This window comes from Salinispirillum sp. LH 10-3-1, from assembly GCF_030643825.1.
Taxonomy (GTDB): domain Bacteria; phylum Pseudomonadota; class Gammaproteobacteria; order Pseudomonadales; family Natronospirillaceae; genus Salinispirillum.
In genome coordinates this window covers 3,458,124-3,469,599 of sequence record NZ_CP101717.1, presented here as the reverse complement: position 1 = coordinate 3,469,599, position 11,476 = coordinate 3,458,124, and the positions used below count along the sequence as shown (strand labels likewise).

Below are 11,476 nucleotides of genomic sequence, written 5' to 3'. Positions count from 1 at the left end.
GTGTATAAACCCGGCATAACCCGGTGCATAAACTATGAGTAACACGGCTATATTTTGGTGCATGTTTAGCCTGTGGATATTCTGCCATGTTATCCCCAGCTATTCCACTGGAATCACCCAGCTTCTGAGCTGCTTGTTCACCGTTTATCAATGTATTTTTATTGTTTATTTTCAATAACTTAGGTACGTTTTCCACAGACATTTACGTGCATAATAGTAACAACAATAACAACACTCCTATATAACGTATTAAACTCTCTTTCATTTCGTTAACAACGATCAATGGCTAATTAAAACTGTCATCGCCAGACATCTTGCGTAACGGCCACAGTTCAGCTAGAATCGCGCATCCAAATTTTGGTCAATCCGGCGTTGGTAACTGAGACATCAGTATCGGCGTCGGCAATGCAATCACAAATAGTGAGACAACATCATGAAAAGAACATTTCAACCCAGTGTTCTGAAACGCAAACGTACCCACGGTTTCCGTGCACGTATGGCGACTAAGAATGGCCGCAAAGTACTGGCAGCTCGTCGTGCAAAAGGCCGTAAGGTACTGAGCGCGTAAGCGACAGTGACTGAGGCTATGGCATCCTACGGTTTTCCCCGGTCGCGTCGATTGTTGACCCCCGGGGATTATCGTCAGGTGTTTGACCAAGCCGTTGTAAAAGCAGGTACAGCAGAACTATTTCTGCTAGCTCGATCTGCGTCCAATCCGGACGGCCCTCGTGTAGGGTTTATTATTTCCCGCAAAAATGTTCGTCGAGCCGTCGCTCGTAACCGCATTAAACGTGTTGTGCGTGAGCACTTTAGGCACTTACCTGCTGATTACCCTAGCCTTGATATCATCGTAATGGCCAGGAAAGGCGCGGACAAGCTGCCCGCTGAAACTCTGCATGACGCAGTCCAGTATCTGTTTCGTAAGTTGAACAAACGATTTATCGGTCAGTCTGCACACACTTCTGCTTCCCAATAGGCCGTTCACTCGGTAGCATACCGACCATATTTTTCACTCGATTTTTATAGGAAAACTCATGGATTGGCGACGCTTGCTCCCCATAATAGGCTTGGCTGCTGTCAGCTACATGTTGGTTCTTCAATGGTCTGAATTTGACAACGCAAATCGCACTTCAACCAGCACGGTCTCTTCTGCGGCTGGGCAAGTGAGCGGTCAGACACCAGGAGAAGATGACCTCGGCGTTATGTTCTTTGATTCAGAGACGCCGACACGAAGTGCTGATACCCCTGCTTTTACCCCGGTCAATGATCCTGCGTCTGAAATCATCATCGAAACAGACAAAGTCATCGCCCGCGTGCAGCTGCAAGGTGGGGATATTACGGAGTTAGCGCTTCGCAATCACACGGTCACCGTCGATAGTGATGAGCCGTTGCGAATTCTTGAATCCAACGCTGGTCGTACGTTCATTGCGCAAAGTGGCTTGATCGATTCGCAAGGTCGCTTTGTAACACGAGGTGGTCAGTTTACGGTCGCTAACGATCGCTTTGTGATGACCGAAGGCAGTAACGAACTGCGTGTGCCCATGACACTGGAATTAGACGACGGCTCGACGCTCATCAAAACTCTGGTGTTTCATCGTGGTCGGTACGACATCGATGTTGAATTCAGCCTGAACAACGCTTCAGAAGAAGCTCAGCGTTATTCCTTATACGGTACGCTGCGTCGTGACCGCAGTCCAGATTCTGCTCAGCGTCAGGGCTTTGCCATGGCGTCTTATCTGGGTGTAGCCACCACTACTGACGATGACCGTTACAAAAAAGTGTCGTTTAAAGACATGGACAACGGCGATTTTGCAGAGCAGAAATACGGTGGCTGGATTGCTTTCTTACAACATTATTTCGTCAGTGCATGGGTTCCACCGCAAAATGAAACGCATCGGTACCAAGCACGTAACGTCAACGGTTTCTATGTCGCTGGTTTTTCTTCATCCTCACAAACGGTCAATCCTGGTGCTAGCCAAGAATGGAGTACCAAACTCTATGTAGGTCCGAAGTACCAAAACGATTTGAATGAATTGGCTGATTACCTTGGCTTAACCGTTGATTACGGTTGGCTTTGGTGGGCTGCACAGCCCCTGTTCAAATTGATGACCTTTATTCAGAGCTTTGCCGGTAACTGGGGTCTAACCATTATCCTGCTGACGTTGTCGGTTAAGGTGTTATTTTCTCCGCTCAGTGCGGCAAGTTACCGTTCAATGGCACGCATGCGTAAATTTGCGCCCAAACTGGCTAAGCTGAAAGACATGTACGGCGACGATCGTCAGAAGATCGCGCAAGAAACCATGAAACTGTACAAGAAAGAGAAGATTAACCCACTCGGTGGTTGTTTGCCGATGTTGGTTCAGATGCCGGTCTTCATCGCCTTGTACTGGGTCTTTATGGAAAGTGTTGAATTGCGTCATTCACCCTTTATCTTTTGGCTGAATGATTTATCAACCCGTGATCCTTATTTCATTCTGCCGCTGTTGTTCGGCGCTTCGATGTTCCTGCAAATGCAATTGGGTACGCAGCCAACAGACCCGACGCAACAGAAGGTCATGAAGTTTATGCCCATCATCTTCACGGCAATGTTCCTACTGTTCCCGTCCGGCTTGGTCTTATACTGGGTTGTCAACAACACCCTGTCCATTGCTCAGCAACAATACATCAACTGGAAAGTTGAGCGCGAAGATGCACAGAAAGCGGCCGCTAAAACACCTGCGAGCTGATCCATGACGGCGACAGATACCATCTGTGCCATTGCCACACCGCCCGGACGCGGCGGTGTTGGCATTGTTCGTATCTCCGGCCCTAAGGCCAAGGCTATTGCTCAGACAATTGTGCAGCGCCCATTGACGCCCCGCTATGCGCACTACGGTCCCTTCTATGATGCTTCTGGTGAGGTGTTGGATGAAGGTTTGGCCCTTTTTTTCCCCAATCCGCATTCGTTCACTGGTGAAGATGTCCTCGAATTGCAAGGTCATGGTGGCCCCGTAATTCTTGATCTGCTGCTTCAGGCTGTCGTATTAGCGGGAGCCCGTTTAGCACGCCCCGGTGAATTCAGCGAACGTGCCTTTATCAACGACAAACTGGATTTGGCGCAAGCGGAAGCCATTGCGGATTTGATTGAAGCATCTTCAGTCCAGGCGGCGCGTAGCGCGGTGCGTTCGCTGCAAGGCGAATTCTCGCGCGAAGTCAGCCAATTAGTAGAAGCCTGTATTCACTTACGCATTTACGTTGAAGCGGCCATTGATTTTCCAGAAGAAGAAATCGACTTTTTGTCCGATGGTCATGTGGCGACGCAATTAGAAGCGTTACGGGCGGCATTGCGCGAAACGCAGGCCAGCGCGCAGCGCGGTACCCTGTTGCAGGAAGGTATGACGGTGGTGATTGCGGGCCGACCCAATGCAGGTAAATCCAGTTTATTGAACGCCCTGTCCGGCAGTGATTCGGCCATCGTTACGGATATCGCCGGGACCACGCGTGATATTCTGCGTGAATCAATTCAAATCGACGGATTGCCCCTGCACGTGATTGACACCGCCGGTTTGCGCGACACCGAGGATACCGTAGAAAAAATAGGCATTGAACGCGCTTGGAAACAAATCGACCAAGCCGATTTAGTGCTGTTGATGATCGATAGTCGGGCCGAAAGTAATGCCGAAGCCTTGGCTGAGCAGGCTGATCTACTGCAGCGTATTCGGTCGCAGGTGCCCGTCTTATTGGTGCGCAACAAATGTGATCTCAGTGGTGAAACTCCAGGTCTGATCAAGGGTGAACAGGACGTCATTACGCTGAGCGCGCGTGAACACCAGGGTATCGATACGCTGCGGACCTATTTGAAACAAACCATGGGCTATGAACATACTTTAGAAGGTGGCTTTATAGCTCGACGCCGACATTTGGATGCGCTCGATCGGGCCGCGCATGCACTGGACGCCGCTCATGCACAGTTACATGGTGCCGCTGCCGGAGAGTTGGTCGCGGAAGATCTGCGGGTGGCGCAATACGCGTTGAACGAAATTACCGGTGAATTCAGTTCTGATGACTTACTGGGCCGTATCTTCTCCAGCTTTTGTATTGGTAAATAGCAGTTCGTCAGCGTAACCGAGCGAGATCGCTTCGCACATCGTCGGCCCTTTTTATGGCTTCTTCTTCATTCATCGCTGCCGCATAGAACAACAGTATCTGTCCACTCGGATTCATTAAATACAAGTGGCCTGCATCACTGAGGTTCTGCTCTTTGATCGCATTGCTTAATGCAAAGTTGATCGCCGTGCGGCGTGCTGGTGCATAGTGTGTGGCGTCAGTTTGAGACGCCACAATGGATGCTGCATTGGTGTGCGTATCAGGCAGCAGTATCAATCGTTTAACCGCGGGCTGGTGCTCAGTCACTGAGCCATTGTTCTGTGTTACCTCAACCATAATATTCTGGGTCAACCGACAAGCCGTATCGCATTGGCTGGGGAGGATGTAGACCAACCACCATGCCGTGGCGACATCACGCGCCGTGAGCATGTGCAGTGAGCCAATTGCATGATCCAAAGATATACCTAACTCAATCAGCGCTACCGGTGGGGTCAGTCGCTGACCACGATGACTGGTGGGTACACCGCCGTCTAACCAACCCAGTTGCAAGGCAATCACCACTATAGCAATGGGGGCAACAAACAACGCCGCCAAAAATATCAATGTTTTACGGGTACGTAACTGGTGCGTTTGGATCCCAGGCTGTTTCATAGTGTGCGCTCTATGACGTCTGCTGCAGCAGATAGGCATACCAATACTTTTGTTTATACTCTGGGTACTAATATTTTGCCAGTAAGGGCCTCACCACATGCCACAACTGCGAGCGGGATTAGCACTCGGTATTGCCTTGCTAGTCATCGGGATAACCGGTGTCTGGTTAAGTATGATTAGACTTGATCGATCACCGCCCGCGAATCAAGAACAGACTGCTGTGCTGGACTGGATCTCTGCTCAACTGTCGGAGGAGCTGCCGCGCTTTCAGTTACCTGATCATTATGGCCAAATGCATAACAGCACTGACTGGCAGGATAATGTGGTGCTGGTAAATGTGTGGGCGACCTGGTGTGAACCCTGTCGACAAGAGGTCCCCTTACTTGTTGAACTGCAGGAAGGTTATGGCGCACAGGGCTTTATGGTGGTCGGCATCGCTTTGGACGATCCAGCAGCTGTGGAAAAATTTGCGCAAGAATACGACATTAACTACCTATCACTGATAGCTGCCGTTGATGACCCACAGGTATTGGATCAGTTGGGCAGCGCGGCGTTAGGCTTACCCCATACCTTGGTGTTTGATCGGACGGGTGCACAGGTTGATTTTCACCTCGGTCTATTGACCGCTGAGGTTATTCACCCAGTACTGCATCCTCTGCTAACAGAATCCACTGATTTCGATCCACTCGCACCCTAGACCGTCCAGTCGTCATAAACCTGTTTAAATTATAACCAAATTACTTTTTTTAGCGTTGCGATATAAAAAAACAAGATTAAAAAACGTCGGGCGCTGTCACTAAACTGTACTAACCTTGTCTCATATCTTGACAGAATATTTTCGTATGTTGCTCAAGTATAAACAACAACTATTTGTGTGCAGGGGGAACAGGCCAGTCGACCGCTATGCAGAAATTTGCTACGCACTAAATGGCGCTTGCTTGGTTGCTGTCGTTTCCAGTAACAGAATGGGTTAACCCGCTGGAGTCTGGATTATATGAACATTGTCATTGCCATAGTCGTTCTGGTTGTTGCGACGGTGTTGTTCCATTTCTTAAGCCCTTGGTGGTTTACACCCATAGCCTCTAATTGGGGCGCTATCGACACCACCATCAATATTACCTTCATCATCACCGGTGTCGTCTTCGTTATTGTGAACCTGTTTATGGCGTACGCCATTTATCGGTTCCGTTATCAGAAAGAGCGCAAAGCCCATTACGAGCCCGAAAGCAAAAAACTGGAAGCCTGGCTGACCGGTTTAACGGCGTTGGGTATTGCTGCCCTGTTAGCACCAGGCTTAGTGGTTTGGGGTAAATTTGTTTCACCACCTGAAGATGCGATGACGGTGGAAGTGGTGGGCCGGCAATGGCATTGGATGTACCGCTTTCCTGGTGAAGACGGCGTACTGGGTGTTACCGATCCGCGTTTGGTCAGTGAAGAAAATCCCTTCGGTATTTCGCCGCAAGACCCGGCGGGCCGAGACGACATATTGATTGTGAGCAATACGTTGCACTTGCCTCTGCATCAACCGATAAAAATGAAAATGCGTTCGCAGGATGTGCTGCACAACTTCGCAGTACCGGAATTCCGCGCCAAGATGGACATGGTGCCGGGTATGGTCACCACCATGTGGATGGAACCCACGCGTATTGGCAATTTTGAAGTGGTGTGTATGCAGTTGTGCGGTATGGCGCACCATGCGATGCGCGGCCGAGTAGTAGTACAGGAAGTTGAAGACTTCACACAATGGCTTAACAGTCACCCTACCTTCGCAGAAACGCAAACTGAAGCCTATTGGGGAAGCATCAGTGACGGACAGGCTCTGTACGCTACCTGTGCCGGATGCCATGGCCAAAATGGAGAAGGCGTTGCGAGCTTACAAGCACCACGGCTCAGTGGGCTGGAACGCGGCTACTTGCAGCGCCAGCTACGTTATTACCGTGACGGTGTACGCGGGATGCACGAGGCAGACACCGCTGGGCAGCAAATGGCCGCCATGATGGTGTTGTTACCTGACGACGATGCCATTCGCGACGTGGTGGCGTACATCAGCACCTTACCTGAAATCCCTGCACCACCGACCATAGAGGGTAATGTGGCACGCGGCGCTACCTATTACGACAGTTGCAAAGACTGCCACGGGTCACAGGGTGAAGGTAATCACTATACCCGTGCACCGCGCTTGGCCGGACAGCATGATTGGTATCTTGCGCGCCAGCTGGCGAACTTTCATACCGGAGTACGCGGCAGCCATGCCGGAGACGACTATGGGTCCCAAATGCGCTTGTTTGCGCAGCGTGTGCAAAACCGAGAGGCCTTTTACGACTTGATGGCTTACATCAACAGTTTGGAGCCAGCCAACCGCGCGGACTAACCGATATCTGTGCCGCGTGGGTTACCACGCGCCTACGTCTTTCAGAGGAAGCGATTGATGACACATATACCCTTTGCCGATCAGCCCCACGAAGACCATCATCCGACCAGCTTTGTGGCGAAATACGTGTGGAGTCAGGACCACAAAGTCATTGCAGTACAGTATTCGATCATCGCCATCTTTGTCGGTGTGGTGGCCTTGGTGTTGTCCGCTTTTATGCGCTTACAATTGGGTTTCCCTGATACCTTCAGTTTTATTAACCCGAATTCCTATCTGCAATTCATGACCTTACACGGCATGATCATGGTGGTCTATTTGCTGACCGCGCTGCTGTTGGGCGGTTTCGGGAACTACTTGATCCCTCTGATGGTGGGCACCCGCGACATGGTGTTCCCCTATTTGAATATGCTCAGCGTATGGTTTTACTTTGTGTCGGTTTTGGTTCTGCTGGCGAGTTTCTTCGTGCCCGGCGGTCCGACCGGCGCAGGCTGGACGCTCTATCCACCACAAACGATTTTGCCCGGAACGCCGGGACATGAATGGGGCATTATTTTGATGCTGGCGTCACTGGCGATCTTTATTGTCGCCTTCACCATGGGTGGCTTGAACTACGTTACCACCATTTTGCAAGCGCGCACCCACGGTATGACCCTGATGCGCATGCCTCTAACGCTTTGGGGCATCTTTACTGCGTCCATGATGGGACTGCTCGCGTTTCCGGCGTTATTGGTCAGCGCGGTTATGATGGCGTTGGATTTGTTGGCCGGTACAAGCTTCTTTATGCCGAAACTGGTGTCCTTGGGTGACTCTCTGGATTACAGCGGCGGGAGCCCGTTGCTGTTTCAGCACTTGTTCTGGTTTTTTGGTCATCCAGAAGTGTACATCGTCGCCTTACCAGCCTTTGGTATGGTGTCGGATGTGCTTGCAACCCACGCCCGGAAGAACATCTTCGGCTACCGCATGATGGTATGGGCCATTGTGATCATTGGCGGACTGAGCTTTTTGGTTTGGGCGCACCATATGTACGTCAGTGGGATGAATCTCGCCTTCGGCTTCTTTTTTGCCACCACCACCTTGATCATCGCCGTGCCGACAGCGCTGAAAGTCTACAACTGGACGCTGACGCTATGGCAGGGCAACATCCGCTTGAATTCGCCCATGCTCTTCGCCATCGGCTTTGTCTTTACCTTTATTCATGGCGGGCTCAGTGGCTTGTTCTTGGGTAATGTGATTGTCGATGTGCCGCTCGCTGACACCTTCTTTGTGGTGGCGCATTTCCACATGGTAATGGGTGTATCCACGGTGATGGTGCTCTTTGCTGCGATCTATCATTGGTATCCGCTAGTGACTGGTCGTCTGTTACATGAAGGCATGGCCAAGTTGCATTTCTGGCTGACCTTTTTGGGTGCTTACGCGGTATTCCTACCCATGCACTACTTAGGTTTCCTTGGTGTGCCACGGCGCTATTTCGCCATGGGCGATACGCTGTTCCTGCCGCAATCGGCGCATACCTTGAACGCCGCCATTACGGTATTTGCCTTGGTGCTGATGGTGGTGCAGGTCGTGTTCATCGTTAATTTAATCTGGAGTCTGAGGCATGGCCCGAAAGCAGGCCACAACCCTTGGGGGGCAACCTCGCTGGAATGGCAAACCCCCGACGTACCACCCGCTCATGGCAATTGGGGGGCGCGTTTACCGGTGGTGCATCGTTGGGCCTACGACTACAGCGTGCCGGGTGCCGTACAGGACTTTTTGCCGCAGAACATGCCGGATGAAGAGGTTGAACGTTTAGCACCCGACACGGATTCTGCAGTGGAGTCGAAATCATGAACCCGTTTCGTAAAATCATGGAAAAACCTTGGGACCCGAGTGCCGAAGAGTCGGCCATGGCATTGGCGATTGGACCGGGCACCCAGTATGCCGGCCAGCGGTTGATGTTGCACATCTTCTTGGTCATTGTCAGTGTGGTTTTCTTGCTGATGTTTGCGACCTTTATAACGCATTCTCAGTTCCCCGGCTTTCAACCCTTGGCTGGCGAGCCTTGGTCACCTTTTGCCAACACCACCGCCTTGTGGCTGAACACGCTCTGGTTAGCCCTCAGTAGCTTGGCAATGCACGTCGCGCTTATCCGGCTGCGCCATGACGCCGCTACGCAGGCGTTGTGGGCTATGTTGCTGGCGGCCTTTTTGGCGGCGGCCTTTGTGTTGGCTCAATTCTCCTTGTGGCGCACCGTCAGTGGTATGGGCTACGCACTGCATGGTAATCCTGCTAACAGCTATTTCTACTTACTCACCGCTGTACACGCGCTGCATCTACTCGGGGGTTTATTTGTCTTGGTGCGCGCTATCTGGTTGTTGTGGCGAGGTGCCGAAACCGCACGTATGCAGACCAGTCTTTCGCTCAGTACCACTTATTGGCACTACTTGTTGGTGTTGTGGGCGTTGGTGTTCTTCCTGTTAACGCGCTCGCCAGAAACCTATCGAGCCATTGCCGTGTTTTGCGGCCTAGGGTGATTTCAGATGACAGCGACTCCTAAAGAATCTCAGGTAACCGGTACCGATACATGGCAAGGGGTGGTGGCCGACTGGTCGGGGGATAAAGAAACCTTTGCCATGCCTTGGGGCAAGGTGATGATGTGGATATTCCTCCTCGGCGATACCTTCATCTTCGGTATCTTCCTGGTGGGCTACATGGCGGTTCGCATGTCCACGGCGGACGCTTGGCCGGAAACCGGCGAGATCTTCGCTATGACGGTATTTGGGCATGAGTTTCCGCTGTTGCTGATCGCTTTGATGACCTTCATCTTGATCACCAGTAGCGGCACCATGGCAATGGCTGTGAACTACGCCTACCTTGGTGATCGTCGTAAAACGGTACTTTTGATGGCAGCGACCGCGTTACTGGGCTTGAGCTTTGTTGGTATGCAGGCCTTCGAGTGGACAGAGTTGATCGTACACAAAGGTATTCGCCCCTGGGCCAACCCGTTAGGCGCCGAACAGTTTGGTGCGGTGTTCTTTATGATCACCGGCTTTCACGGCCTGCACGTCTTGGGGGGCGTAATCTACATTGCCATCGTCGCAAGGCGAGTGCACCGCGGACACTATGAGCAAAAAGGCTACGCCATTGTCGAGATCACCGGTTTGTACTGGCACTTCGTCGACTTGGTGTGGGTATTCATCTTTGCATTCTTCTACCTGCTGTAGGGGGCGACCATGAGCGAAGCTAGCCACCATCAACCACCTATATCCCTATTCCTCAAGGTGTGGGGATTGTTGTTTGTCCTGAGCTTTTTTTCTTACCTGGTGGACTACTATGAGGTTCAAGGGGGGCTGCGCTGGGCCCTGGTGATCTTCTTTATGGTCTTAAAGGCAGGCGTGATCATCGCCGTCTTTATGCACGTTAAGTGGGAGCGCCTTGCTTTGAAATTACTACTGGGGTTGCCGACGCTGGCCATTCTCGTCTTTGTGGTGATGATGGCCATTGAAGCCAACTACATTCAAATCACGCGCCTGACGTTCTTCTCTTGAAGGCGATCGCATGGCCGAGGTGAGTGCACAACAACGCATCACTCGAAGGCAGCGCATACTGTTGGGCGTGTGCGGCGTTGCGCTGCTGTTGGCGATCCTTGCCGGGGGGCTTTATTTACTGGGGCAACCCCAGCGCGCGCCCACGGTGCAAGGTATTGTTCTATACCCTAGCCCTAAGGTGCCGGACTTTCAGGTAACCGATCATCAGAACCGGCCATTTACCCAAGCCGAACTCAAGGGGCGCTGGCATCTGGTGTCTTATGGCTTTACCCATTGTCCACAATTTTGCGCCAGCACGTTGGCCAGTGTGGCAGCACTGACGCGCCTCTTGGCAGAAGAAGACAGTGCTTACGCCGATGTGGGGTTATTGTTCTATTCCGTCGATGCTGAGCGGGATACTCCGGCCCAGCTGGCGCGGTACGTCACACACTTCCATCCGGACCTGATTGGCCTAACACACACTGGAGCACCCGGAGAGCGTTTTGTACCCTTTGAGCGGGGGTTGGGTATAACCTATCAGCGTGTTGCCAGTCATCTGGGCGCACATAATGTCAGGTCGTTCGACCAAAGTACGAGTGTGAGTCGCACTGCAGTAACGACAAATACCGACTACACTGTTAACCACGGGGTAAAACTTGTGTTGTTAAACCCAGATGGGCAATTGCAGGCGGTGTTTGAACCCAGTTTTCACCCTTATCACGGTTTGCACTATTTCTCTTTGGCGCAGCTTAAGGAGGATTATCTCGCGGTAAGGCGACATTTCGAATATCCGTAGGGCGAGAATATAAGTAATTGTGTAAACAGATCCATTACGAACATCAGTGTCGTACTCACCACATAA

Annotated in this window: 12 protein-coding genes; 11 read left to right on the top strand and 1 reads right to left on the bottom strand. The window is 51.6% G+C overall.

Features of this window, described 5'->3' with window-relative positions:
• Window positions 1-433: 433 nt before the first annotated feature.
• From rpmH to mnmE, 4 genes are read left to right on the top strand one after another with little or no spacing between them, the layout of a single operon-like run.
• A complete protein-coding gene (gene rpmH, locus NFC81_RS15965) occupies window positions 434-568 on the top strand; it encodes a 50S ribosomal protein L34 (protein ID WP_293381301.1) in 135 nt (44 codons plus the stop codon).
• A gap of 18 nt (window positions 569-586) precedes the next feature.
• Complete coding sequence (gene rnpA / locus NFC81_RS15960) at window positions 587-976, top strand: ribonuclease P protein component (RefSeq protein WP_304995475.1); 390 nt, start codon at window positions 587-589, stop codon at window positions 974-976.
• A 58-nt stretch (window positions 977-1,034) separates the two neighbouring features.
• Window positions 1,035-2,726 (top strand): membrane protein insertase YidC, encoded by a 1,692-nt coding sequence (gene yidC / locus NFC81_RS15955; RefSeq protein ID WP_304995474.1) that lies wholly within the window; start codon window positions 1,035-1,037, stop codon window positions 2,724-2,726.
• A 3-nt stretch (window positions 2,727-2,729) separates the two neighbouring features.
• Entirely contained in the window at window positions 2,730-4,088 is a 1,359-nt protein-coding gene (gene mnmE / locus NFC81_RS15950; RefSeq protein ID WP_304995473.1) for a tRNA uridine-5-carboxymethylaminomethyl(34) synthesis GTPase MnmE, read from the top strand.
• Between the two features lie 7 nt (window positions 4,089-4,095).
• On the opposite strand, the gene NFC81_RS15945 is transcribed toward mnmE, so the two are convergent.
• Window positions 4,096-4,737 carry a hypothetical protein gene (locus NFC81_RS15945; protein ID WP_304995472.1) on the bottom strand — a complete coding sequence of 214 codons (642 nt, stop codon included), beginning with the start codon at window positions 4,735-4,737 and terminating at the stop codon, window positions 4,096-4,098.
• Window positions 4,738-4,834: 97 nt separating this feature from the next.
• Here NFC81_RS15945 and NFC81_RS15940 point away from each other — a divergent pair, with 97 nt between their 5' ends.
• The 7 genes from NFC81_RS15940 to NFC81_RS15910 all read left to right on the top strand — a co-directional run bounded on the left by NFC81_RS15940 (window position 4,835) and on the right by NFC81_RS15910 (window position 11,410).
• Window positions 4,835-5,434, top strand: coding sequence for a TlpA disulfide reductase family protein (locus NFC81_RS15940; RefSeq protein ID WP_304995471.1), 600 nt, complete (start codon window positions 4,835-4,837; stop codon window positions 5,432-5,434).
• Between the two features lie 297 nt (window positions 5,435-5,731).
• Entirely contained in the window at window positions 5,732-7,108 is a 1,377-nt protein-coding gene (locus NFC81_RS15935; protein WP_304995470.1) for a c-type cytochrome, read from the top strand.
• Window positions 7,109-7,165: 57 nt separating this feature from the next.
• Window positions 7,166-8,938 (top strand): cbb3-type cytochrome c oxidase subunit I, encoded by a 1,773-nt coding sequence (locus NFC81_RS15930; protein WP_304995469.1) that lies wholly within the window; start codon window positions 7,166-7,168, stop codon window positions 8,936-8,938.
• Window positions 8,935-9,621, top strand: coding sequence for a cytochrome c oxidase subunit 3 (locus tag NFC81_RS15925; RefSeq protein WP_304995468.1), 687 nt, complete (start codon window positions 8,935-8,937; stop codon window positions 9,619-9,621). The genes NFC81_RS15930 and NFC81_RS15925 overlap by 4 nt, the downstream gene beginning before the upstream one ends.
• Window positions 9,622-9,627: 6 nt before the next feature.
• Complete coding sequence (locus NFC81_RS15920; RefSeq protein WP_304995467.1) at window positions 9,628-10,311, top strand: cytochrome c oxidase subunit 3; 684 nt, start codon at window positions 9,628-9,630, stop codon at window positions 10,309-10,311.
• Between the two features lie 9 nt (window positions 10,312-10,320).
• Window positions 10,321-10,635, top strand: coding sequence for a cytochrome C oxidase subunit IV family protein (locus NFC81_RS15915; protein WP_304995466.1), 315 nt, complete (start codon window positions 10,321-10,323; stop codon window positions 10,633-10,635).
• 10 nt (window positions 10,636-10,645) lie between these two features.
• Complete coding sequence (locus NFC81_RS15910; protein ID WP_304995465.1) at window positions 10,646-11,410, top strand: SCO family protein; 765 nt, start codon at window positions 10,646-10,648, stop codon at window positions 11,408-11,410.
• Window positions 11,411-11,476 lie beyond the last annotated feature (66 nt).

Excerpts from the sequence above, each read along its gene's own strand:
- rpmH (WP_293381301.1), top strand. The coding sequence starts at position 434 with ATGAAAAGAACATTTCAACCCAGTGTTCTGAAACGCAAACGTACCCAC.
- rnpA (WP_304995475.1), top strand. The coding sequence starts at position 587 with ATGGCATCCTACGGTTTTCCCCGGTCGCGTCGATTGTTGACCCCCGGG.
- NFC81_RS15925 (WP_304995468.1), top strand. The coding sequence starts at position 8,935 with ATGAACCCGTTTCGTAAAATCATGGAAAAACCTTGGGACCCGAGTGCC.
- NFC81_RS15910 (WP_304995465.1), top strand. The coding sequence starts at position 10,646 with ATGGCCGAGGTGAGTGCACAACAACGCATCACTCGAAGGCAGCGCATA.
- NFC81_RS15930 (WP_304995469.1), top strand. The coding sequence starts at position 7,166 with ATGACACATATACCCTTTGCCGATCAGCCCCACGAAGACCATCATCCG.
- NFC81_RS15920 (WP_304995467.1), top strand. The coding sequence starts at position 9,628 with ATGACAGCGACTCCTAAAGAATCTCAGGTAACCGGTACCGATACATGG.
- yidC (WP_304995474.1), top strand. The coding sequence starts at position 1,035 with ATGGATTGGCGACGCTTGCTCCCCATAATAGGCTTGGCTGCTGTCAGC.
- NFC81_RS15935 (WP_304995470.1), top strand. The coding sequence starts at position 5,732 with ATGAACATTGTCATTGCCATAGTCGTTCTGGTTGTTGCGACGGTGTTG.
- mnmE (WP_304995473.1), top strand. The coding sequence starts at position 2,730 with ATGACGGCGACAGATACCATCTGTGCCATTGCCACACCGCCCGGACGC.
- NFC81_RS15940 (WP_304995471.1), top strand. The coding sequence starts at position 4,835 with ATGCCACAACTGCGAGCGGGATTAGCACTCGGTATTGCCTTGCTAGTC.
- NFC81_RS15945 (WP_304995472.1), bottom strand. The coding sequence starts at position 4,737 with ATGAAACAGCCTGGGATCCAAACGCACCAGTTACGTACCCGTAAAACA.
- NFC81_RS15915 (WP_304995466.1), top strand. The coding sequence starts at position 10,321 with ATGAGCGAAGCTAGCCACCATCAACCACCTATATCCCTATTCCTCAAG.